Genomic DNA, 22,265 nt, shown 5'->3' on the forward strand with positions numbered 1-22,265 from the left:
TGAATGGACTTTTAGCGCCGTGGAGTGAGAGGACGGGGAGTGAGGGAAAGGAGCGGGCGAGCAAAATCGCTATTCGCCTTCCCCTTGGAGTAGCAACTCCGACTTCAACAGAAAGGCGCCTTTGGTGACCACCGACTGGCCTCGCGACAATCCTGCTGTGACCTCCACCCAATCATCGGAAGCTTGTCCCGTGGAAACGTTCACTCGTTGGAAAGATCCGTTGCCCAGATCAAGGAAGACGAACTGTTCGTTCTCGTGTTGGAGAAGCGATTCCGGTTTGATTGACAACGCTTGACGCAGTTCGCCGATTGGGACGGTGACTCGAACGAACATGCCCGGACGCAACAAGCCTTCGTTGTTTTCAATGCGTGCGATCAGTGGGACGGAATTGGTGTCGGCTTGGACTTCGCGTCCGAAGTACCTCACCTTGGCAGGGAAGACGCGTTGATCCAGCGCGGGCACCATGACCGACACTTCCGCACCAGGTTGCAAATTCACAACCGACCAATCGCTTTCTCGGATGCTGGCTTCAACGGAAAGTGAGTCGGTGTTGGCAAGCACAATCAGGGCATCACCTCGCATCACGCGTTCGTTGTTGGCAAAGCCTTGTGACTCGACGCTGCCGCCGAATGGCGCTCGGACTTCCAATCGCGAAAGGGCTTCCTCGTTGCTGAGGTTGACTGTGTTTTTGTCTTCCTTGTATCCCAGCAGCGTTTCCAACGATTGCCAAGCCAGGTTGAGTTGTCGATTCGCTTCGGCCACATTGGCCTCCGCTTTCATTTGGGATTGCTCGATCTCGAACGAGGCTTGATCGCGAGCGGTTCGGAATGCGGTCTCGGCAAGCTGGCGTTCACCCTCTCGTTCTCGAACCGTCCGACCGGAAACAGAACCCGAGGCGACCAACGGGCGAAGTTTAGCGAGCAGTTCGTCGGCCAGCAACATTTTGGAATAGGCCGACAAGATGTCTTGGCGATACACCCCGAGGGCACGATTGGAGAACGCCGTCTCGATCGCATCGACGGACTGGCCTTGATCGAGCATGTTGGAGACTTGTTGCAGATTCTTTGCCAGCGTCAGTTCACGCTGCAGGATCTGCTCGGCGATGTCACGCTCTTTCTTCCGCTTCAAGATTTCGGCACGTGCCTGACCGATTTCGGGGCTGCGAAGCACCGCGATCAGATCGCCGGCATTCACGTGATCTCCGGGGGTCACGACCAGCTCGGCCAAGATGCCGTCCATCGGTGCCTTCACATCGACATGCTTGGTTTGGTCGTACCGCAGTCGACCCGGCACGGTGTGAACATGTTGGATGTTCTGAGGCTGTGCAGGGATGCTCTTGATCTTTGCGACCTTGAGTTTGCCCTCGGGCAAGTTCAGGGTGTCACTGGACACGGGTTCTTGGGCGGTCTCCACCATCGCTTCGGTGCTGCTGCCACCCGAGTTGATTTGGTGCATCACCATCCAACCGCCACCCATCACCACCAGAACCAACAGGGTTGGCAGGCCCTTCAGTGCCGACGCGACCATGCCTGTCTTGGTACCGGTGAGATCCGCAGCGGGTTCTCCGGCCGAGGAAGGGGACGTCGAAGTGTTGGTGACTGTCATCGGTTTGCAATTGGAAGTTGGTGGGGAGCGATGGGCGTCCATCCTGATTCGTACGAGTGGTTAGCACGGTCCGTGCCAACGCTTGAAAAGAGCCGTTTTTCCAGTGTTGCAGCCATTTTTGGAGGTGAGTGGGTGAGACGACACCTTGGCAACGGAAAGACATTCACCACGTCGGTGGACAGATTCTGTCCACTCCCCGTTGCCCAGGAACGGCGGCCGAAGAGGCGATCTTGGACCGGCATTGATGACGAGACTGCCGAACGCTTTCAGCGAAAATCGGAAGAAAACATGTGTTGACACATCGTGAGGTGACGATATGATGATTGAACACCTGATGGAGAAACCATGGCAATCAAAACAACCAAGCCGAAGACTTCCGAAACGCTGAGCAAGCCGCCCGGCCAAGTCGGGGATTTTGCGGACGCGGCGGAATGCTTGAGGACGTTGGCTCACCCTGTCCGACTGCGGATCGTGCAGCTTTTGCAGCACGGTCGCTACACCGTGGGTGAATTGGCCGCGGATTGTGGCATTCAAGACAACGTGGGATCGGAGCATCTCCGGTTGTTGCAACGCTGTGGCTTTTTAACCAGCCAACGCGAAGGGCGACGGGTTTACTACAGCGTCGCCGAGCCTCACCTGGAGCAATTGATGGCTTGCATTGAGGGACGTTTCCTGCCTTCTGATGAGACCGATCAGTGAACCATTCACGGTCCCAGACCGTTTTTTTGCGACGATACATCGTCGAATAGAGACATTACGAACTAAAGAACTTTCAAGCATTTCAACGCAACGAGCAGAAGGAGTTTCTGATGCAAACCATTGATGTGAAACAACTCGCCGACAAACAGGCCAACGGCGCCATTGAGCTGATCGACGTTCGGATGCCGACCGAATACCGCGAGGTCCATGTCGAAGGCGCGGTCAACGTGCCGCTCGATTCACTCGACCCCAAGGCGGTGTCTGAGTCACTCAGAAGCGACTCGGAAAAAGCGATCTATGTCATTTGCCGCAGTGGCAATCGATCCAGCAAAGCGGTCCAGAAGTTCTTGGACGCTGGCATCGAAAACATCGTGAACGTGGAAGGCGGGACGACGGCTTGGGTGCAAGCTGGATTGCCAGCGGTGCGTGGCAAAAAGGCGATCTCGCTGGACCGTCAAGTCCGTATCTTGGCCGGGTTCCTGGCGCTGCTGGGTGCGGTGCTCGGCTACTTCGTGCACCCGTACTTCGTTGGGATTTCTGCCTTCATCGGTGCAGGGCTGATGTTTGCTGGGATCACTGACACATGCGGCATGGGCATGATGCTTTCCAAGATGCCCTGGAATCGTTGTGGAGTATCGGGGTCATGTTCGGTCTAGCCATTCTTTTCGGCTGCATCGTTGGCTTTGCACTGGGGTTGACCGGTGGGGGCGGCGGAGTCTTTGCAGTGCCCTTGCTGGTCTACGGATTGGCAGTTGCCCCGCGAGAGGCCGTCGGGATTTCCCTGGCTTCCGTGGGCGGGACGGCTTTGTTCGGTGCGGTGCCGCGGTTGGTGCGAGGGGAAGTGGAATTGCGAACGGGGTTGCTCTTCGCGGTGGCTGGCATGATCGGCGCACCGTTGGGGTCCTATCTCTCGACGCTGATCCCCGAGCAAGTGCTGCTGGTGATGTTTGCGGTGTTGATGTTGGTCGTCGCTCAGCGGATGTGGGCCAAGACCAAGAACCCCAGGTTGCCGAGTGGTGTTTGCAACACGGAGACGCTGCCGGGCCGTGATCGCAGCGCCTGTCAGCGGGACGAAGACGGGAAGCTGCGTTTGACTTCCAAGTGTGCAAGGTTGCTGATTTTGGTCGGGCTGATGACGGGTGTGTTGTCAGGCATGTTCGGCGTCGGAGGTGGCTTCGTCATCGTTCCCGCACTGGTGTTGTTCAGTGGGATGGCCATTCATCAAGCGGTTGCGACGTCTTTGTTTGTGATCGTGTTGGTCAGTGTCAGTGGCGTGGCGTCGCATCTGGCCAACGGAAATGAATTGTCTTTGGAAACAACGCTGCAATTCCTGGTGGGAGGTTTTGCAGGGATGTGGTTGGGCGGGATTGTCGCCAAGCGATTGAAGGGGCCCACACTACAAAAAACGTTTGCTGTGGCCGTCGTCCTGGTCGCCACGTTTGTCATTTTTAAGTCACTGGTTTTATAAAGCTCGTTCACTTTCACAGGGGAATCGAATCATGTTGCTCAAATACTTTTACGATCAAAAGCTGGCCCACGCTTCCTACTTGGTTGGGTGTCAGAGAGCCCAGGAAGCTCTCGTCGTCGATCCGGGACGCGACATTGACCAGTACCTCGAAATGGCGGATCGCGAAGGGCTGAAAATCACCGGCGTCGCGGAGACGCACATTCATGCGGACTATGTTTCCGGGGCACGGGAACTGGCCGACCGCGTGGGTGCCAAGCTGTATGTCTCGGATGAGGGACCAGCCGATTGGAAGTACCTGTATCTTGAACCATACGATCACCAACTCCTTCATGACGGTGATCACTTCATGCTTGGCAAGATCAAATTCGATGTCTTGCACACGCCGGGACACACGCCTGAGAGCATTTCGTTTGTGCTGACGGATGAAGGCGGTGGGGCAGACGAACCCATGGGCATCTTCACCGGTGACTTTGTCTTCGTTGGTTCCATCGGGCGTCCGGATTTGCTGGAAGAAGCCGCCGGAATCGCGGGCACCGCCGAACCAGGGGCTCGTGATTTGTTCCGTTCGGCAGAGCGTTTCAAATCCATGCCCGACTACTTGCAAGTCTGGCCCGCTCACGGTGCGGGAAGTGCCTGCGGCAAGGGCCTGGGGGCGATCCCGTCATCGACTGTTGGTTATGAAAAACGGTTCAATCCAGCATTGCAGTTCACGGAGGAGGAAGAATTTGTCCGGTACATCTTGGCGGATCAACCGGAGGCCCCGAAGTACTTCGCGGTCATGAAACGAGTCAACAAGGAAGGGCCCAGGGTTTTGGGCGCCGGGCATCATCATGCGATGCTGGATGTGGCCAAGTTGTCGTCGGCGATCAAGGACGGAACCGTTGTCGACCTGACACCCTCCGCCGACTTTGCTCGGGGGCACGTTCCCGGTTCGATCAACATCCCACTCGGCATGTTAGCGGCATGGGCTGGGTGGTTGGTCGACTACGACAAGCCAACTCATTTGATTTGCAAACCTGATCAACTCGAAGAAGCCGCTCGAGTTCTGCACAAGATCGGTGTCGAGGAGATCGTCGGTGGCTTTGGCGCGAATGAGGTGCGTGCCGCTGGAATGGCCAGTGAAGTTTATGCCACGGGGACTCCCGCGGATTTGTCGACGGACATTGAGGCTGGCGAGGTGAAACTGATTGACGTTCGCTCCAACGACGAGTGGAACGAGGGGCATATTGAGCAAGCAGAGCATCGTTTCCTTGGGCGGTTGCCCGACAACCTCAGTGACCTTTCTGGGGACCAAAAGATTGTGGTGCAGTGCCGCAGTGGTGCTCGGTCGGCCATCGGCGTCAGTGTCTTGCAGGCCGCCGGAATCAAAAACGTGGTCAACATGACGGGCGGCTACATGGCTTGGAAATCGGCTGATCTTCCGAGCGTGAAATCGGAGGAAATGGTGACCGGGTAAGCGAGCCATCCCAGTTTCCGAAAACGTTCCCCGAAACACCCCACTTCATCCAATGAACACAACTCTTCAACACCCCTCTCTGGTCGATCGACTGAACGATCCTGCGACCGCTGAAGTTTTGCACCGTTTGCTCGACCACGCGGAATCGTTGGATCAAGTTCTGCAGGTCGCGGGCGATCTTCCAAACTTGCTGGCCATCGCGGTGGATTTCTTCGACGCGATCAGCCGCAAGGCGTCGCAGGAAGGCATCGACATCGAACACCGAGCGACTCAGCTAGTGAAGTTGGTCGTTCAGGTGACTGAACCGAGCAACATGCGGGCGATCGAGCGACTGGTTGCCCGCTTACCGAAGTTGGAAGAGGGGAGTGCTCTTCTGGATGAAGTGCCGAATTTGATTGCGACCGCCATGGACGTGTTCGATGAATACGCCAGCGATTTGAAGTCCGAAGGCATCGATTTGGAACAGAGCGTTCGGCAGGGATTGCACGCCGCACTGTACTTGGGGAGTCGGATCAACGAAGAGGAACTCGATCGAATCGGTTTCTTGCTCAAGTCCGATGTCTTGAACGAACATTCGGTCGAAACCGTCGGCATGGCTGGTTCTGCCCTGTCGAGCTGTCGACGCGGAAGTTGCGAGCATCCCGTTCCCAAACGAGTCGGGCTGTTTGGATTGCTGAACTCGATTCGCGATCCCAATACCCAGCGAGCATTGTCGTTCGGTTTGCAATTTGCCAAGTGCTTCGGCGGTGTCTTGGATGAAACAAGCCAAGCCAAGGAAACGACTTCCCCTGAGATCACTTCCAACACTCAAAACAGAGGTCATTGAAATGGCACATCATCAAGTTCTTATCGTCGGCGGGGGAACCGCTGGTATCACCGTCGCCGCTCGATTGCGGAACGCCGATTCATCGCTCGACATCGCCATCATTGAACCGTCTGACAAACACTACTATCAACCGCTTTGGACTTTGGTGGGTGGCGGGGTTTTTGAGCCGGAAGAATCAGGCCGGGAGGAAGCGGATTTGATCCCGTACGGGGTTCAGTGGATCAAGGACCGCGTCGATTCGTTCGATCCAAACACAAACAGCTTGACGACGCGTGAGAGCGGGACGATCACCTACGATTACCTGATTGTTGCACCGGGCATCCAAATCAACTGGGACCAAGTGAAAGGGTTGAAAGAGTCGGTTGGCAAAGATGGAGTTTGCAGCAACTATTCCATCGACACGGTTGCCAGCACTTGGAAATTCGTCCGCGAACTGAAACAAGGCGTGGCTCTGTTCACGCAGCCCGCCGGCGCGGTCAAGTGTGGCGGCGCACCGCAAAAGATCTGTTACTTGGCCGAAGATCATTTTCGCCGCAGCGGTGTCCGCGATCAGATCGAAGTCATCTTCACCTTGGCGGGACCGCGTCTGTTTGCGGTCGATCGCTACCGCGAGGTGCTTGAGAAGGTTGCCCAGCGGAAAGGCGTCGAACCACGTTTTCGTCATAACTTGGTCGAGATCCGCTCCGCTTCCAAGGAGGCCATCTATCGGCACATGGATACCGACGAGGAAATTGTCATCAAGTACGACATGATCCATGTGACGCCCCCGATGAGCGCACCGGATTTTGTCTCCAGCAGCGAACTGGCCGGCGAAGGCGGATGGGTTGATGTCGACAAGCACACGCTTCAGCACACTCGTTTCGCGAATGTTTATGCGTTGGGCGATGCGTCCAGTCTGCCAACGTCCAAAACCGGTGCGGCGATTCGCAAGCAGGCACCGGTCTTGGTTGCCAATCTGCTGGCAGCGATGAAACATCAGCCAGCACCGGCGAGCTATGACGGCTACACCTCGTGCCCCGTGGTGACTGGCTACGACTCGTTGGTGCTGGCTGAGTTTGACTACAGCGGGCAACCTGCCGAAACGTTTCCGTTTGACCAGGCCAAAGAAAGATTCAGCATGTTCATGCTCAAGAAGTTTGGGCTGCCGGCACTCTACTGGCACGGCATGTTGCGTGGCCGCGTCTAAATCCCAACCCGTTTTCCTCTTGTCAACGATCCGCTCGTGTGACGTGCGGCCTCAAACAATGAACGTCTCTCAAAGATCCAAACTATGGCACTGCATCCTCGTCTCGTTGTTGCTCTGCAACTCGCGGGTGGATGCCCAGGACTTTGTTCCCCTGCCCACGACCACTGCCCAAGCGGGTGACACACCTGAGAAAATCGAGTTGGGAAAGAAGTTGTTCTTCGATCCGCGGCTATCCGCGACGGGAACCGTGTCGTGCAACAGTTGCCACAACTTGATGGAGGGGGGCGACGATGGGCGTCCCACTTCCATGGGCGTCGATGGATTGACCGGACCGCGAAACGCTCCGACCGTATGGAACTCTGTGTTTCAATCGTCCCAGTTCTGGGACGGTCGCGCCGCAACGCTGGCTGAACAAGCCATGGGGCCGATGGTCGCGGATGTTGAAATGGGGATGACGGGTCACGATCAAGTGATCCGTCGGATCAAGAACATTCCTGACTATGCCGACGAGTTCGAAAGAATCTTTGGCCAGACCGGAGCAATCACGATCGAAAATGCGGTGGATGCCATCGCCGCGTTTGAACGCACGTTGATCACGCCGGATTCCGATTTCGATCGCTTTCTGGCAGGAGATCAGTCCGCGATCAGTGCCAAAGCGATCCGCGGCATGGAATTGTTTGAGTCCATTGGTTGCACGGAGTGCCATTCGGGACCGGCGCTGAACAACTGGACGGGACCCGACGATGTTGCCGAGTTCGTCGATTTTCCTCGCGATGCCGATTCGCCACTCGTGGATCGTTATGATCTTGTGAGCGACCTGGGACGACAACAGGTGACGGGCGATGAAAGCGACGCTCATCTCTTCAAAGTACCAGTGCTGCGAAACATCACGTTGACGGCTCCTTACATGCACAATGGAAAGGTGCCCTCGCTGGCGGAAGCTTGCCGAGTGATGGCGAGCACCCAACTGGATGAAGACCTGGCAGATGAAGAGGTTTCTGAACTGATCGCATTCCTGTCCACCTTGGAAGGTCGGTTCCCCGAAATCACGCTGCCGAGACTTCCTTCCCGCTCCGGCGAATCGGTGATTGATCCAATTCCCACGCCAGACAACGAACCTCATCAAAACTGAGATGACTTGAAGGACGCAAACGTTTTGTGTCATTGAATTTCTCGACGAATACCAATCCTTTCGCCCCGGTGCTCCTATGAAACGCTTCATCCATCTGTTCGTCGTTGGTTGCCTGGGGGCCATGTTGGCGGGGCCCGTGTGGTCACAAAACGATCCCGGCAACGGAAACGGTCCTGGGATGGGCCGCGGCCAAGGTCAAGGCCAAGGAATGGGGCGCGGTCGCGGGATGGGCCGCGGCTTGGGGGCTGGTCGGCAAGCGAGCGAAAACGGGCCGGCTTCTGGGCACGATGAACAAGCCGGGGGTCAGCACGGGCACGATGATCGCCACGATGCGGATCGTGAAGTCTTTCAGTTTCTGTTGCAAAACCATGAACAGATCACACGGACGGTCAAGGAACTGCCCAACGGTGTGGAGACGCTGACGGAGTCGAATGTGCCGGAGATCGCGGACAAAATCAAAGAACACGTGGAGTGGATGGAGTACCGGATCGAAAACACGAATCCGATTCGCATGCGGGACCCGTTGTTTGCTGAGATCTTCCGACACACCGACAAGATCAAAATGGTCCACGAGGACACTGAAAAGGGAGTGAAAGTGACCGAAACGTCGGACGACCCCTATGTTGCGAAGTTGATCCAGGCTCACGCGAAAACGGTGTCGGGATTTGTCGAGCATGGCTTTGCGGAAGCGATGAAGAACCACGCGGTGCCAATGGATGCTCCAGCCAAGAAGCTCACGCCAACCTCTCCTGTGATCGCGGGGCATGGGTCGGTGGTGCAGTTGCCGAATGCTGCGATGCAGCCTCGAAGCGGCACGAAGTTGTTGGTCGATGTCACTCGTGGTGGTGACCCCGCGAAACTGAACACTGCAATCGAAAACGTTGCCAAGTACTTGAACATCTACGCTGGCGGCGGTGCCAAGCCCGCGGACGCGAAGATTGCGATTGTCTTTCACGGAGGTGCGACGCTCGCAGTGCTGAATCCCGAGGCCTATGCAAAACGGTTCGGGACATCGGAGAATCCAAATCTGAATCTGCTGAAGCAACTGCATGAAGCGGACGTGGAAATGTACGTCTGCGGCCAGTCACTGACTTCCCTGGGAGGCGATCCCGAGGACGTGGTGGTGTTCGTTGAGACGGCCGTTTCTGCCCTGACCGCTGTTGTCAATTTGCAAGCCGACGGCCACGCCTATCTACCACTGGGGAATTGAGATGAGAATTCAATGGACCGCATCAGCCGGGATCCTGGCGATCGCAGGAACGTTTCTGCTGGTGAACCTGGGGTGTCAAAAGAGTGCGCCACCGGTGACAGAGGATGTCTCCGAACAAGACGCTTCCGCTGTGTCGATCGTGGAAGGCGAAACACCTTCCGAGGAACAGAAGCAAGCGATGCTGCAGGCCAAGGACGCGTTGTTTCAGAAACTGTCAGGTCGATTGATGGAAGCCATGGGCTCCCAAGGGCCGGCGGGTGCCATCGCTGTGTGCCAAAAGGAAGCCAACCAAATCGCGACGGATGTCGGTGACCAACACGGGGTGATGATTGGACGAACCGGGGTCCGGCTGAGGAATACCAAGAATCTGCCGCCATCGTGGGCGAAATCAATGACCGAAGCGAAGGTCAGCACGCCTCAGTTTGTGTCGCTGACCAACGGCCACGCGGCGGCGTTGTTGCCGATTCAATTGCAATCGCAATGTTTGATGTGTCATGGACCCACGGAACAGATTGCTCCTGTGATCAGCGACCAACTCACCAAACTCTATCCCAACGACCAAGCCACCGGATTTCGCGAAGGTGAATTGCGAGGTTGGTTTTGGGTCGAAACGCCTGCCATTTGATGATCCATTCCGTTCTCGTTCAAACAAGGTTCCACATGATGATTGCACCCTTTCGACTGCTCTTCGGTTTCGTGGCTGTGTTGGTGTCGACGTCGATTCAATGTCAGACGGTCTCCGCTCAGTTCGGCGGACTCTTTGGTGGCCCCAAAGTGGAAACCATCGACACGCAGACGGTGCGGCAGTTACTGGCCAACCAGAAGAAGCAAGACGACCAAGCGAAACAAAACGGTTCGGAGGTTTCCGATCCGGGATTCGTGGTGGTGGATGTGCGTTCGGAGAAGGAAACCCAGGTGTCTGTGATTCCCGGTGCGATCACGAAAGCGATGTATGAGAAAGATGCTGCCAAGTACCGTGGCCGACTGGTGATTCCCTACTGCACGGTGGGCGGTCGCAGTGGTGCGTATGCCAAGCAGTTGGTGGGAAAGGGCGTGAAGGTCAAGAACTACAAAGGCAGCATTCTGAAATGGGTGGATGCGGGATTGCCGCTGGTCACACTCGAAGGTGAGTCGACCAATCGTGTGCACACTTACAGCGATCGGTACAAGATTCCGTCGAAGTATGAGCAAGTGACGGAGTGATGATGGCCAAGAACCTCGTTCTATTGGGTGTCGGTCACACGAACGCTCACATCGTTCAGCAATGGGAAACCAATCCCATCGAAGGCTGTGAACTGACGTGCATCAGCAAGTTCGCAACCGCGACCTACTCAGGGATGTTGCCGGGAACTCTGGGTGACCAGTTCACCGACGGGGAGATGCGAATTGATTTGAAAGCCTTGTGCAAACGGGCCGGTGCCCGGTTGATTTTGGCAGAAACAAGCGGCCTCGATTTGAAAACGGGGAAGGTGTTGTTTGCCGACCATGAAGCCGTTGCCTTTGACGCGTTGTCGATTGGCGTTGGATCGATGCCCGCCGGGTGGGAAACGCATGCGGAGGCAGCATCGCTGGTTCCGATCAAACCGATGCAGACATTTTTGCCGCGGTTGAATCAACACCTCGCAACGGCGCAAGCGGATAGGAAGCGGCCGTCGAAAGTCGCGATTGTTGGTGGTGGGGTTGCCAGTGTCGAAATCGCCTTGTGTCTGTTGCAGCATTGTGAGCGACAAAAGCTGAGTCGCCAGGTTTCGATTGAGATCTTCACCAGCAGTGAGACCGTTGCCGAGGGCATGACACCACGCAGTGTCCGCCGCATTGAGCAGATCCTGGCGTCACGGGGGATCCAGGTGATTGCCGGGCAACGAGTCACCCACGTTGGGGACACGTTCTTGGAAACCGAAAATGGCGACCGGCACGAGAGTGAGGTCGTGATTTGGGCCACCGGTGCCGCGGCGCCACCGGTGCTGTCGAAGTTGGGGTTGCAGACTGACGATCGAGGTTTCATCGCGACATCGAAAACGCTTCAGTCGCTGACCGACCCGCGCGTTTTCGCTGTTGGCGACTCGGGAACGATCCTGGAATCCCCGGTGCCCAAAGCAGGGGTTTATGCCGTCAGGCAGTGTCCAGTGTTATCGCACAACCTTCAAGCATTCTTGTCGGGCGGTTCGATGGATGCATTTGACCCCCAAAGTGACTTCTTGAAGTTGCTGAACACCGGTGACGGCAAAGCACTTCTGCAGTACGGCTGCATCACGGCCCATCGTCGTTGGTGTTGGCAGCTTAAAACATGGATCGACAAGCGATTCGTTTCTGAATTTCAAGTTGACCGTTGCGTCGATTCATCCAACCAGGAGGCAAACTGATGAGCGGGCAAGCATTCAAGAAGGTGTTCTCGGGCCTTTCCAAGCTGATTGTGGCAGGCGTCGCAATGGTCGTTCTGTTAGGCACGATCGCGTGGCTGTCTGGCATGCTGGAGGAAAAGGTCGAACCGGGGTGGAAGGCTCCTGCTGATGCGAAGCTCGGGGACCAGCCAACCGACACGGTTCACGAAGTCGAGAAGCAAACGATCGAGGAAGCCATCGGAACCCTGAAGGCGTCCAGTCGAACGATCGTGTCGGCCAAGTTGATGGCAACGATCGATGAGATCACGGTCGTGGCCGGTGATCAGGTCGAAAAAGGGCAAACGCTGATTCGCTTGGATGACAAGGAATACCAAAGTCGTTTGGCACAAGCTAAACGGGGATTGGAAGCTGCCACGGCGAACCGGGAGCAAGCGGAGAAGCATTTCAACCGAGTGAAGCTATTGCAGCAGCAGAACGCCGCTTCGCGATCGGACTTTGACAACGCCAGTCGCGATGTGCAGGTGACCATTGCCGAGGAGGCGAGAGCAATGCAAGCGGTTCGTGAGGCGGAGGTGATGCTTTCGTACGCGACCGTGACCGCAGCCAAGAGCGGGCGAATTGTTGATCGCAGTGCCGAGCCTGGCGACATCGCCCAGCCTGGCCAGCCGATCCTGACGCTCTATGACGAGACCTCATTGCGACTGGAGGCTCCCGTGATGGAGCATTTGGCAGTGAAGTTGCGTGCGGGTGACGAACTGGACGTCAAAGTGGATGCTCTCAATCGTGTCTTTCGAGCAACGGTGGATGAGATTGTTCCTCAGGCGGACGCACCCAGTCGATCTTTCTTGGTCAAAGCCAGCCTGCCGAAATCGGAGGATCTGTACGAAGGGATGTTCGGTCGATTGTTGATTCCATCGGGAACCCGCCGGCATCTCTGTTTGAACACGGAGGCCGTGGTCCGGATCGGGCAACTGGAGTTTGTCGATGTGGTGCTGCCCGACGGGGTCGTGGAGCGTCGCTTGATTCAAAGTGGCAGCCTGGGAATGCCCGGGCGGAAAGAGGTGCTCAGCGGCGTGGATGTTGGCGAGCGAGTGGTGCTGCATCCCGAGGCCGGAACGGTGAAGACGGAAGGAGCACCCGATCATGAGTGATCCCGTCGTTCAACCGGATGGTTCGCCCCTGCTGACTCGGATTGTTGAGGTGTTCCTGCGTGGCGATGTCGCGATCATGTTGATCGTGGTGTCGTTGATGCTGGGGGCGGCTTCGTTGATTCTGACTCCTCGTGAGGAAGAACCTCAAATCGTTGTGCCGATGGCCGATGTGATGGTTTCCGCACCGGGGCTTTCCGCCGCGGAGGTGGAACGCCAAGTCACCGATCGTATCGAAAAACTGCTGTATCAAATCGATGGGGTGGAGTATGTCTATTCGATGTCCAGCCCTGGATCGTGCATCGTCACGGTGCGGTTCTTCGTTGGCGAAGATCGGGAAGATTCCCTGGTCAAGCTTTACAACAAAATCAATTCTTCCACGGATTTGATTCCACCATCGGTCGATGCTTGGGTTATCAAACCGATCGAAGTCGATGACGTGCCGATTGTGATCGCGACGTTGTGGTCCGAGCAACCGGAACGCTATGGCGATCATGAACTGCGACGGATTGCCGAGGAACTGCAGCATGAGTTGCAGTCGATTCCGAATACCAACCGAGTGGACGTGATCGGGGGAAGGCCTCGACGCATCAATGTGCAATTGGACGCGCAACGTTTGGCGGCGCATCAGGTCTCGCCGCTGGACGTTGCCGCGGCCATGCGAGTCAGCAACGTGACTCGCCGCAATGGTCAGTTCGAACAACAGAACCAGTCCTTTCATGTGGAAACGGGCACGTTTTTCCGCAGCGTCGATGAACTGAGCGAGATGGTGGTCGGTGTCAACGGAAACCGGCCGGTGCACTTGAAGAACGTGGCGACGGTGATCGATGGACCCGCCGAGTCCGAAAGCTACAGCTGGATTGGTTTTGGTCCTGCGGACCAAGAGCATGCTGATGCGGATGCATCGGTGTTTCCGGCCGTCAATCTTTCGGTTGCCAAACGCAAAGGCAGCAATGCGGTGCATGTTGCCGATGCAGTGCACGCCAAGATGGAAGCACTGGCCGATTCCCATCTTCCCGCCGGTGTGAAGTATCGCATCACCCGTGACTACGGTGAAACAGCGAACGACAAGGTCAACGAACTGGTCGAAGGTCTCGTGGTGGCGGTGTTGACCGTCATTGGATTGATTGGGCTGACGATGGGGTGGCGTCCGGCGCTGGTGATCGCCTTGGCAATCCCGGTGTGTTACAGCTTGACCCTGTTCATCAACTTGATGGTGGGATACTCGATCAACCGGGTCACGATGTTTGCGTTGATCCTGGCACTGGGTTTGTTGGTGGATGACCCGATCACCGATGTCGAGAACATCGCCAGGTATTACGCGATGAAGATCTTGCCGCCTCGTCAATCGGTTCTGCGAGCGGTTCAGGAGGTGCGTCCCGCATTGCTGCTCTCCACGTTGGCGATCATTGCAAGTTTTTTGCCGCTGGCATTCATCACGGGCATGATGGGACCGTACATGGGTCCGATGGCGTTGAATGTGCCTCTGACGGTGACGATCTCCACGTTGGTGGCGTTTGTGATCACGCCCTGGTTGGCCATGGTCTCGTTGAAACAGCTGGATGACTCGCATCACGTGAATGAATACGACGTCACCACCACACCTCTTTACCGACTTTCGCGATGGGTTCTGTCACCGATCTTGAAAGGGCGTTGGATGGCCACCGGCGTGTTGCTGGCCATCGGCGTGATGTTGGTCGCCGCGATGATGCTGCCGGTGTTCCGCAAGGTCCCCGTGAAGATGCTGCCGTATGACAACAAGAATGAATTTCAACTTGTCATCGACATGCCCGAAGGCACGACCCTGGAACGCACCGACGCAGTGGCTCGCCGGCTGGGAAGCTACCTCGGCGGGTTGTCAGAAGTCCGTGACTACGAGGTGTTTGTCGGACTCAGTTCGCCAATCGATTTCAACGGGCTGGTGCGGCACTATTTCCTTCGGCAGGGCAACCATGTCGCCGACATCCGTGTCAACTTGGTCGACAAAGATCATCGGATTCAACAGTCTCATGAATTGATCCTGCGGATTCGTGACGACATCGATCGCTTGGCCGATTCGATGGACGCGAATGTGAAGTTGGTCGAGGTGCCACCGGGGCCGCCTGTTTTGTCGTCGATTGTGGCGGAGGTCTACGGGCCACCGGAAGGCAACTACGCACATCAGATCTCGCTTGCTCGGCAAGTCAAAACGCGTCTGGGATTGGAGCCCGGCTTGGTGGACTTGGACGTCAGTGCGGAAGACGATCAAGTGCGGTTTGTGTTTGAGACTGACAAACCCAAGGCGGCGCTCTCAGGGATCTCCACGCAAACGATCGCTGACACCGTCGAAGCGGTGTTGAGTGGAAGCAAGGCCACGGTGTTGCACTTGCCTGACGAGGTCGAACCGTTATGGGTGGAGTTGAGACTTCCTCGGGAACGTCGCTCAGCGCTGGATGATTTGGAAGAGATTTATGTGCGAGGCAGCGGTGGCCAAATCGTGCAGTTGGGATCGTTGGGCAAGTTTCGCGAAACGGTGGAAGACAAAACGATCTATCACAAGAACCTGCGGCGGGTCGTGTATGTCTACGCCGAAGTGGCTGGTCGACCACCCGCGGATGCGATCATGGACATTGAGTTCGACCGTGTCGATCAGCGGGCTGATGTGGGACAAGCAAGTGATCTGGCGAACACGGGCACGCCCGCTCCCGCCATCACGCCCATTCCGCTTGAACAACGTTCTTGGCTGTCGATGGGGGGTGGTGTGCCCTGGTCCGTTCCAAGCGGTTACAGCGTGGTCTGGTCGGGGGAAGGTGAGTGGGACATCACGTTGGATGTTTTCCGTGATCTTGGTCTGGCCTTTGCCGCCGCGTTGTTAGGGATCTTCGTGATCCTGATGTTTCAGACCGGTTCGCGTTTGTTACCGTTGCTGATCATGACCGCGATTCCGCTGTCCATGATTGGGATCCTGCCTGGTTTTTGGTTGTTGAATTTGATCATGGACCAACCCATCGGTGGGCACCCCAATCCGGTGTTCTTCACCGCCACGGCGATGATTGGGATGATCGCGTTGGCTGGCATCGTGGTTCGCAACTCGGTGGTTTTGATTGACTTCATTCACTTGGCCGAAGCCGAAGGCCATGACCTGCGTGAATCGATCATTCGCAGCGTCGCAGTTCGCACGCGGCCCATTTTGTTGACCGCAGGCACCACGCTGTTGGCCAACTGGGTGATCACGCTCGATCCCGTGTTTTCGGGGCTCGCGTGGGCCATCATTTTCGGCATCCTCACATCGACCGGCTTCACGCTGATCGTCATTCCCGCAGCCTACTGGTTGCTCTACCAACCGAAGGCCATTGCGAAATGAACAACATGCAAAACACTCCCTCTCAAGCACGCGGCGAAGCGGATTCCCGACTCCGCGAACGGGGCAACCAATCATTGAAGCGACTGGGGTTTGACCAAGCTCGTTTCGTGAGCGTGGAAGACAAGACGGTGAAGCTTTCGTGTCCCATTTTGGATCGCAACGATCGGTGCATCGTGAACGCCGCGATTCGTCTCTTGGCCGGTGTTTCCTCCGTCAAATTTGTCACGGAGGAGAGGCAAGACGCATGAGGAGGTTCCTTCCCTTTTTGAAGCTGGCTGTGGTCATCGTTGGCATTGCTGGAGCGGTTTACTGGTTTCGATTCAAACCCGTTGCAGTGCTTTCGCATCCCGTGCAACGAGGCACCATGGTCGAGGAGGTGATGGGGACCGGGACGCTGGAGGCACGTGTGTCGACCACGATCAGCCCCAAAATCTCAGGCCGCATCGAAGCTTTGTTGGTTGATCAAGGGGACCTTGTTTCGGCGGGGGACGAATTGGTTCGGTTGGACAATCGTGATCTGGAGCAACAAGTCGCGATCGCGGTGGCCAACGTGGAGGCGGCCAAGGCTGCGATTGAACGATTGAAAGCCGACAAAGAACGGGCAGCCGTGGTGCTGACGCAGGCAGAGAAAAACTACCAACGCATTGAGCAACTCGCCAAGCGGGATGCGACCAGTCAAGGCGACTTGGATCAATCCGCGGAGGCGTTGGGGGTCGCTGTGGCGGACGTGGCGCGGGCGGAGGCTGGGATCAACGAGGGGCAGAAAGGTCTGATTTCCGCACAAAAAAGTTTGCAGTATCAACAAGCACGACTCAGTGACACGGTCATCGTGGCACCCTTTGACGGAATGATCGTCAAGCGAAATCGAGAACCGGGCGATGTCGTGGTTCCCGGCAGTTCCATCTTGACGTTGATTTCAACACAAGAACTTTGGATTCGCGCTTGGGTGGATGAAACGGAGATGTCGAAGTTGGATCCAGGTCAAGCGGGACGCGTGGTCTTTCGGTCCGAGCCTGCACAGTCGTATCCTGCCGAGGTCGCTCGATTGGGACGCGAGGCGGATCGCGAAACACGTGAGTTCATTGTCGACGTGCGTGTTCTGGAGCTTCCCCGAAACTGGGCCGTCGGCCAGCGCGCCGAAGCGTTCCTCACCGTTGCCGAACCGCAAGAAGTCCCGCTGGTTCCGAAGTCATTTTTGGTCCGGCGAGACGGACGGGATGGTGTCTTTGTCAACGACAACGGCACGGCGACTTGGCGAACGGTCACGCTTGGATCAGACACGGCCGACACGATCGGGATCATCGAGGGACTGGAGTCGGGAGAAGTGATCGTGAGGCCCGTTTCCCCCAGCGGATCACTGGCGGATGGTCGGAGGGTTGGTGTCCAATGAATTTGGCCTTCAAAGACATCCAGCACAACTTGGGGCGTTTCGTTCTGACGTCCATTGGGATTGGCATGTTGTTGATGGTCGTGATGGGGATGGGCGGGATCTACCGTGGCATCATTGAGGATGCCACGCTGTTGGTGGACCGTGTCGACGCAGACATCTGGGTGGTTCAACGCGATACTCGCGGGCCGTTTGCCGAACTCTCTCGCGTGCCTCCCACGCTGGTGCATCGCGTGGCGTCCGTGCCCGGTGTCGAGTCGTCTCGTGAGTTTGTGTATCACACCATTCAGCGGGAGCGATTGGGGAAACCGTTGCGAATCGCCGTGCTCGGGTTGGATTGGCCAAACGATCGCGGTGAGTGGTTGCCGCTGGCTGTGGGGCGTTCGCTTCGTCAAGCTCACTATGAAATGGTCGCGGATCGTTCGCTGGGCATGGGGGTGGGTGAGAAGATCCGATTGGGGAAAGATGACTACACGGTGGTTGGCGTCACTGAAAGCATGATCAGTGCCAGCGGTGACGGGCTGGCCTTCTTTTCGATCGCCGACTCGCAGGCGATTCAGTTTGACAATCCTGGCGAAGCGGTTCGCTTGGAGCGAGCGGCCAGGCGTGCCCGCGGCGAAGCCTTTGAGGCAGTGGTTGGCCAGCCTGCACTGCTGGAGAATGCATCGAGGCCGACGGCAGAACTGCCCGGCGTCGCGCGGTCGCAGGTGAGTGCGGTGATGGTGAAATTGTCGCCCGAAGCCCGGGTGGATGAGGTGGCATCGAGCATTGAAGGTTGGGGGGATGTTTCGGTCTTCACCAGCGATGGCCAAAAGGAATTGTTGTTGCGTGGGACGGTCGAAAAAGCGCGACGTCAGATTGGGATGTTCCGGGTTTTGTTGACCGCGATCGCAGCGATCATCATGGCATTGATTCTGTACACCCTGACCTTGGACAAGATTCACTCGATCGCCTTGTTGAAACTGATCGGTGCATCCAACGTTGTCATTCTGGGATTGATTTTGCAGCAAGCCCTGGTGCTCGGTGCGGTGGGATACCTCATCGCTTACACGCTGGGCAGCCAGTTGTTTCCCCACTTCCCACGTCGCGTGATTCTTGCCGACGCGGATCTGGTTCAACTTGCCATGGTGGTGATCGGGATTTCGATTGGTTCCAGCCTGATGGGGATTTGGAAGGCCCTGCAAGTCTCACCCAACGAGGCTTTGGTATGAACGGACTGTCTTCCAGTGAACCTGCCGCCTCGGTTCAGCCCGCCATCGTGGCTTCCGTTTTGACCAAGCGATACGGTAGCGGGAACACCGAAGTGGTGGCGATGCGAGAGGCCTCGATGACGGTTCAGGCAGGCGAAGTCGTTGCCTTGCTCGGCCCCAGCGGCAGCGGCAAGTCGACGTTTTTGACTGCCATTGGGCTGATCAATCCTCCGACTTCCGGCACGATCGCGATTCGTGGGACGGTTGTTTTGGAAGGCGAATTGTCCCGCGTCAATTTGCGTGCTTTTCGCAGGGAACACATCGGGTACGTTTTTCAAAAATCCAATTTGATTCCGTTTCTGTCTGCCATTGAAAATGTTCAGATCGCGATGCTGCTCAATGGAGAATCCAAGCGAGCTTCGCGGAAGCGAGCGTTCGAGCTGATGGACTATCTTGGGGTCGCGGATCGAGCCGACAATTTGCCTTCGATGTTGTCCGGGGGGCAACAACAACGGGTTGCCGTGGCCCGTTCGCTGGCCAATCGCCCCAGTGTTATCCTGGCGGATGAACCCACTGCGGCGCTGGATGGTCATCGTGGCCGGCAGGTCATGGAGTTGTTTGCCAAGGTCGCTCACGAACAAGGTTCAGCGGTGATTGTTGTCACGCACGACCATCGTTCGCTCGACGTGTTTGATACGACTTACGAAATGGAAGACGGCGTCATTGCCAAATCACACCACTCTCTCTCGGGAATTTCCTCATGAAACGAATGTTACCTGTTGTTCTTTTTAGCCTCATGATCGCCTCGGCATGGACCGCGACGGCACAGGACAAGGGGCTTGCCGTTGACGTGTCCCCAGCCGACGTGGCGGGAGCTGCATCGGTCATTCCGGATGGCATCAACGACAAGTTCAAAGACCCGGAACTGAACGTCGATGAGTGGCTGGATCGTTTCGAGGTCGAAAGCCGCGAGGTTTATGGAGCTCGTAAACAAGTGTTGAAGGCGTGTGGGATCAAGCCCGGTGAACGCATCGTCGACGTGGGAGCTGGCACAGGGTTCTACAGCCGTTTATTCGCCAAGACGACTGGCTGGGACGGGTGGGTTTATAGCGTCGACATTTCACCCAATTTCTTGCAGCACATCGCCGCCAGAGCGACCGCCGATGGCATCGAGAACCTCACCACGGTTTTGGGGACGGACGTGTCGATTCGACTCCCCCCCGAATCGGTTGACTTGGTGTTCATTTGTGACACTTACCATCACTTTGAAAGCCCGCAGCAGTCACTCGCGTCGATCTATCGAGCTTTGAAGCCTGGCGGGCGATTGGTCCTGATCGACTTCGAGCGAATCCCTGGTGTGTCGCGAGAATTTTTGATGGGACATGTGCGAGCTGGAAAAGAAGTCTTCCAAAGCGAAGTCGTCGAAGCAGGCTTTGAATTCACTGACGAAGTCAAAGTCGATGCCTTCGAAGAAAACTATCTGTTGCGTTTTTCAAAGCCAGCCAAGTAGTCGCTGTCGTGGAGTCAGCCAGGCGGCACATCCTGCTGGCGACGGCTTCCGAAAGAATGGCGGCTCAGCACGGATCAAGGCCATCTTCATGGGGATGGCCTGGGCGTGTCGAGCGGAGTGTTTGCGGGCAACTCCAGGCTCCCGTTGCGACCATCCTTCTGAGCTTCATTTGATTGGGCTGTATTTTCAGAGACATGGAATCATGATCAAACTCACCTACCTTCGTTTGTCGCGTGACGCCATGGCATTGGCGGTCGTTTCGCTCATGATCGCTTCGGCTTGGCTGGTTTGGCAGCCTTGGGACCATGCCGTGCCGGCAACGCCATCCACGCCAGTTCCATGGGTTGCCAATCAGGCTGTCTACTCTGCGCAGGCGTACCCGCCCGGAAAACTTGGCGAAATCGTTCGGCTAGGGGAGACGTTGGTGAACGAAACCAACGAACACCCGCTGACGAAGCCGTTCATTGGCAACTCGCTCAAGTGCACCTCGTGTCATCTCGATGGGGGGCGGCATGAGAAGGCGGGTTCGTTCATCGGAGTCGCTGCTGCGTACCCGGCCTATTCCCCGCGTGAGCAAAGTGTGATCACGCTGGAGGATCGAATTTTGAATTGTTTCATCCGCAGCCAAAACGGCACACGACCAGCGAATGGTTCTGAAATCCCGGTCGCGATCGCGGCTTACATCACGTGGTTGTCCCAGGGCACGCCCTTGAAGATGAACCCGGAGAAACCGCTTGGTCCAAACCACATGACGCTGCTGAGCGGTTCTCCTGAACCGCCCAGCATCGAACGAGGTGAATCGATCTACATGGATCGCTGTGCCGATTGTCATTCGGACGATGGTTTGGGGACGGACGAAGGGCCACCGGTTTGGGGCGACGAGTCGTTCAACGATGGGGCGGGACTGGCGGGCGTGCCCAAGTTGGCGTCCTGGTTGAAAGTCGCGATGCCGCTGGACGACACGGATTTGTCCGACCAAGAAGCGTTTGATGTGGCCGCCTACATGAACTCGCACGGTCGACCCAAGTTCGAACCGAAGTAAGGGGCCGGCAGCGGGTTCGATGAGGGATTGGGGAAGGGGCTGGATTTTAGTCGTGCAAGCGGTTTTGGTGCCTCATTTGCATGAGTGCAAGAGGAGCGGAATTGACAGAAAAACTGCATTCCTTTATCGTGTATCGCCGATAAGCAATTTAAAGGGCGTTTGAGTGTCGAAAGTCGGGGCGCCGGCGAGCATTTCGAAGTGAATGATCGTATTTCGACGATGTGCGATGGTGTGCGAGGGAGCACACCGCAGTGAGCGGAAGAGGGCCAAGTCGTTTGAGTCCCATTCCGATTTGACAGTCCAACTCAATTTTGACGAGAAAACGATGAAAAACGTTCAGGTCTATGACAAGCCAATGTGTTGCTCGACAGGGGTGTGTGGTCCCGATGTCGATCCCGTGCTGCCAAAGTTCGCTGCGGATCTCGATTGGCTCAAGCAGCAAGGCCATCAGGTGGACCGCTTCAATCTGGCTCAACAGCCTCAAGCCTTCATTGAGAACAAGGTGATTCATCAACTGTTGAGCACCGCCGGAACAGATTGCTTGCCAGTGGTCCTTGTTGACGGGGAAGTCGTCAGCCAAGCCGGTTATCCCTCACGGGAAGATCTTGCGGCCTGGGTCGAAGGTGGTGCAGCCAAACAAGGCTTGCCGGTCGCGAGCTCCGATGGTGGTTGTTGCGGATCGAGTGGCTGTTGCTAGAGCGAACGAAGTCTGGTCTCCAAA

At 56.6% G+C, this 22,265-nt stretch carries 21 protein-coding genes; 20 read left to right on the plus strand and 1 reads right to left on the minus strand.

Annotated features, from left to right (window positions below):
• Positions 1-69: 69 nt before the first annotated feature.
• Positions 70-1,605: an efflux RND transporter periplasmic adaptor subunit gene (locus RISK_RS02475; protein WP_047812633.1), complete on the minus strand. Its 1,536-nt coding sequence runs from the start codon at positions 1,603-1,605 to the stop codon at positions 70-72.
• Between the two features lie 345 nt (positions 1,606-1,950).
• Here RISK_RS02475 and RISK_RS02480 point away from each other — a divergent pair, with 345 nt between their 5' ends.
• The 20 genes from RISK_RS02480 to arsD all read left to right on the plus strand — a co-directional run bounded on the left by RISK_RS02480 (position 1,951) and on the right by arsD (position 22,241).
• Positions 1,951-2,304, plus strand: coding sequence for an ArsR/SmtB family transcription factor (locus tag RISK_RS02480; protein WP_047812634.1), 354 nt, complete (start codon positions 1,951-1,953; stop codon positions 2,302-2,304).
• 110 nt (positions 2,305-2,414) lie between these two features.
• On the plus strand, positions 2,415-2,960 hold the full coding sequence (locus RISK_RS02485) for a rhodanese-like domain-containing protein (RefSeq protein ID WP_047812635.1): 546 nt from the start codon (positions 2,415-2,417) through the stop codon (positions 2,958-2,960).
• Entirely contained in the window at positions 2,948-3,772 is an 825-nt protein-coding gene (locus RISK_RS02490) for a sulfite exporter TauE/SafE family protein (protein ID WP_047812636.1), read from the plus strand. Before RISK_RS02485 ends, RISK_RS02490 begins: the two co-directional genes overlap by 13 nt.
• A 31-nt stretch (positions 3,773-3,803) precedes the next feature.
• The gene (locus RISK_RS02495; protein WP_047812637.1) at positions 3,804-5,228 is read left to right on the plus strand and encodes an MBL fold metallo-hydrolase; all 1,425 of its coding nucleotides are present in this window, start codon (positions 3,804-3,806) and stop codon (positions 5,226-5,228) included.
• Positions 5,229-5,280: 52 nt separating this feature from the next.
• Complete coding sequence (locus RISK_RS02500) at positions 5,281-6,054, plus strand: DUF1641 domain-containing protein (protein WP_047812638.1); 774 nt, start codon at positions 5,281-5,283, stop codon at positions 6,052-6,054.
• Position 6,055: 1 nt separating this feature from the next.
• Positions 6,056-7,240, plus strand: coding sequence for an NAD(P)/FAD-dependent oxidoreductase (locus RISK_RS02505; RefSeq protein ID WP_047812639.1), 1,185 nt, complete (start codon positions 6,056-6,058; stop codon positions 7,238-7,240).
• A gap of 58 nt (positions 7,241-7,298) precedes the next feature.
• Entirely contained in the window at positions 7,299-8,372 is a 1,074-nt protein-coding gene (locus RISK_RS02510; protein WP_053061027.1) for a cytochrome-c peroxidase, read from the plus strand.
• 76 nt (positions 8,373-8,448) lie between these two features.
• Entirely contained in the window at positions 8,449-9,582 is a 1,134-nt protein-coding gene (locus RISK_RS02515; RefSeq protein WP_047812640.1) for a DsrE family protein, read from the plus strand.
• A 1-nt stretch (position 9,583) separates the two neighbouring features.
• Entirely contained in the window at positions 9,584-10,207 is a 624-nt protein-coding gene (locus RISK_RS02520) for a c-type heme family protein (RefSeq protein WP_083434729.1), read from the plus strand.
• A gap of 35 nt (positions 10,208-10,242) precedes the next feature.
• Positions 10,243-10,785 carry a rhodanese-like domain-containing protein gene (locus RISK_RS02525; protein ID WP_236695964.1) on the plus strand — a complete coding sequence of 181 codons (543 nt, stop codon included), beginning with the start codon at positions 10,243-10,245 and terminating at the stop codon, positions 10,783-10,785.
• Positions 10,785-11,945 carry an FAD-dependent oxidoreductase gene (locus tag RISK_RS02530; RefSeq protein ID WP_047812641.1) on the plus strand — a complete coding sequence of 387 codons (1,161 nt, stop codon included), beginning with the start codon at positions 10,785-10,787 and terminating at the stop codon, positions 11,943-11,945. Before RISK_RS02525 ends, RISK_RS02530 begins: the two co-directional genes overlap by 1 nt.
• On the plus strand, positions 11,945-13,075 hold the full coding sequence (locus tag RISK_RS02535) for an efflux RND transporter periplasmic adaptor subunit (protein WP_047812642.1): 1,131 nt from the start codon (positions 11,945-11,947) through the stop codon (positions 13,073-13,075). The genes RISK_RS02530 and RISK_RS02535 overlap by 1 nt, the downstream gene beginning before the upstream one ends.
• Complete coding sequence (locus RISK_RS02540; RefSeq protein ID WP_047812643.1) at positions 13,068-16,415, plus strand: efflux RND transporter permease subunit; 3,348 nt, start codon at positions 13,068-13,070, stop codon at positions 16,413-16,415. The genes RISK_RS02535 and RISK_RS02540 overlap by 8 nt, the downstream gene beginning before the upstream one ends.
• Positions 16,416-16,420: 5 nt before the next feature.
• Entirely contained in the window at positions 16,421-16,663 is a 243-nt protein-coding gene (locus RISK_RS02545; RefSeq protein WP_150122468.1) for a hypothetical protein, read from the plus strand.
• Positions 16,664-16,692: 29 nt separating this feature from the next.
• Positions 16,693-17,805 carry an efflux RND transporter periplasmic adaptor subunit gene (locus RISK_RS02550; protein WP_236695965.1) on the plus strand — a complete coding sequence of 371 codons (1,113 nt, stop codon included), beginning with the start codon at positions 16,693-16,695 and terminating at the stop codon, positions 17,803-17,805.
• Positions 17,802-19,013, plus strand: coding sequence for an ABC transporter permease (locus RISK_RS02555; protein ID WP_047812646.1), 1,212 nt, complete (start codon positions 17,802-17,804; stop codon positions 19,011-19,013). The genes RISK_RS02550 and RISK_RS02555 overlap by 4 nt, the downstream gene beginning before the upstream one ends.
• Positions 19,010-19,756 carry an ABC transporter ATP-binding protein gene (locus RISK_RS02560; RefSeq protein ID WP_083434730.1) on the plus strand — a complete coding sequence of 249 codons (747 nt, stop codon included), beginning with the start codon at positions 19,010-19,012 and terminating at the stop codon, positions 19,754-19,756. The genes RISK_RS02555 and RISK_RS02560 overlap by 4 nt, the downstream gene beginning before the upstream one ends.
• Entirely contained in the window at positions 19,753-20,502 is a 750-nt protein-coding gene (locus RISK_RS02565) for a class I SAM-dependent methyltransferase (protein ID WP_053061028.1), read from the plus strand. The genes RISK_RS02560 and RISK_RS02565 overlap by 4 nt, the downstream gene beginning before the upstream one ends.
• 202 nt (positions 20,503-20,704) lie before the next feature.
• Positions 20,705-21,544, plus strand: coding sequence for a c-type cytochrome (locus RISK_RS02570; RefSeq protein ID WP_047812647.1), 840 nt, complete (start codon positions 20,705-20,707; stop codon positions 21,542-21,544).
• 325 nt (positions 21,545-21,869) lie between these two features.
• Positions 21,870-22,241 (plus strand): arsenite efflux transporter metallochaperone ArsD, encoded by a 372-nt coding sequence (arsD, locus tag RISK_RS02575; protein ID WP_047812742.1) that lies wholly within the window; start codon positions 21,870-21,872, stop codon positions 22,239-22,241.
• The last annotated feature ends 24 nt before the right edge of the window (positions 22,242-22,265 follow it).

The organism is Rhodopirellula islandica (assembly GCF_001027925.1).
Classification (GTDB): domain Bacteria; phylum Planctomycetota; class Planctomycetia; order Pirellulales; family Pirellulaceae; genus Rhodopirellula; species Rhodopirellula islandica.

What these genes read in the sequence shown, in the direction of transcription:
- RISK_RS02515 (WP_047812640.1), top strand. Translation starts at nt 8,449, where the DNA reads ATGAAACGCTTCATCCATCTGTTCGTCGTTGGTTGCCTGGGGGCCATG.
- RISK_RS02525 (WP_236695964.1), top strand. Translation starts at nt 10,243, where the DNA reads ATGATGATTGCACCCTTTCGACTGCTCTTCGGTTTCGTGGCTGTGTTG.
- RISK_RS02535 (WP_047812642.1), top strand. Translation starts at nt 11,945, where the DNA reads ATGAGCGGGCAAGCATTCAAGAAGGTGTTCTCGGGCCTTTCCAAGCTG.
- RISK_RS02570 (WP_047812647.1), top strand. Translation starts at nt 20,705, where the DNA reads ATGATCAAACTCACCTACCTTCGTTTGTCGCGTGACGCCATGGCATTG.
- arsD (WP_047812742.1), top strand. Translation starts at nt 21,870, where the DNA reads ATGAAAAACGTTCAGGTCTATGACAAGCCAATGTGTTGCTCGACAGGG.
- RISK_RS02510 (WP_053061027.1), top strand. Translation starts at nt 7,299, where the DNA reads ATGAACGTCTCTCAAAGATCCAAACTATGGCACTGCATCCTCGTCTCG.
- RISK_RS02485 (WP_047812635.1), top strand. Translation starts at nt 2,415, where the DNA reads ATGCAAACCATTGATGTGAAACAACTCGCCGACAAACAGGCCAACGGC.
- RISK_RS02565 (WP_053061028.1), top strand. Translation starts at nt 19,753, where the DNA reads ATGAAACGAATGTTACCTGTTGTTCTTTTTAGCCTCATGATCGCCTCG.
- RISK_RS02520 (WP_083434729.1), top strand. Translation starts at nt 9,584, where the DNA reads ATGAGAATTCAATGGACCGCATCAGCCGGGATCCTGGCGATCGCAGGA.
- RISK_RS02490 (WP_047812636.1), top strand. Translation starts at nt 2,948, where the DNA reads ATGTTCGGTCTAGCCATTCTTTTCGGCTGCATCGTTGGCTTTGCACTG.
- RISK_RS02475 (WP_047812633.1), bottom strand. Translation starts at nt 1,605, where the DNA reads ATGACAGTCACCAACACTTCGACGTCCCCTTCCTCGGCCGGAGAACCC.
- RISK_RS02555 (WP_047812646.1), top strand. Translation starts at nt 17,802, where the DNA reads ATGAATTTGGCCTTCAAAGACATCCAGCACAACTTGGGGCGTTTCGTT.
- RISK_RS02545 (WP_150122468.1), top strand. Translation starts at nt 16,421, where the DNA reads ATGCAAAACACTCCCTCTCAAGCACGCGGCGAAGCGGATTCCCGACTC.
- RISK_RS02530 (WP_047812641.1), top strand. Translation starts at nt 10,785, where the DNA reads ATGATGGCCAAGAACCTCGTTCTATTGGGTGTCGGTCACACGAACGCT.
- RISK_RS02560 (WP_083434730.1), top strand. Translation starts at nt 19,010, where the DNA reads ATGAACGGACTGTCTTCCAGTGAACCTGCCGCCTCGGTTCAGCCCGCC.
- RISK_RS02540 (WP_047812643.1), top strand. Translation starts at nt 13,068, where the DNA reads ATGAGTGATCCCGTCGTTCAACCGGATGGTTCGCCCCTGCTGACTCGG.
- RISK_RS02505 (WP_047812639.1), top strand. Translation starts at nt 6,056, where the DNA reads ATGGCACATCATCAAGTTCTTATCGTCGGCGGGGGAACCGCTGGTATC.
- RISK_RS02480 (WP_047812634.1), top strand. Translation starts at nt 1,951, where the DNA reads ATGGCAATCAAAACAACCAAGCCGAAGACTTCCGAAACGCTGAGCAAG.
- RISK_RS02500 (WP_047812638.1), top strand. Translation starts at nt 5,281, where the DNA reads ATGAACACAACTCTTCAACACCCCTCTCTGGTCGATCGACTGAACGAT.
- RISK_RS02495 (WP_047812637.1), top strand. Translation starts at nt 3,804, where the DNA reads ATGTTGCTCAAATACTTTTACGATCAAAAGCTGGCCCACGCTTCCTAC.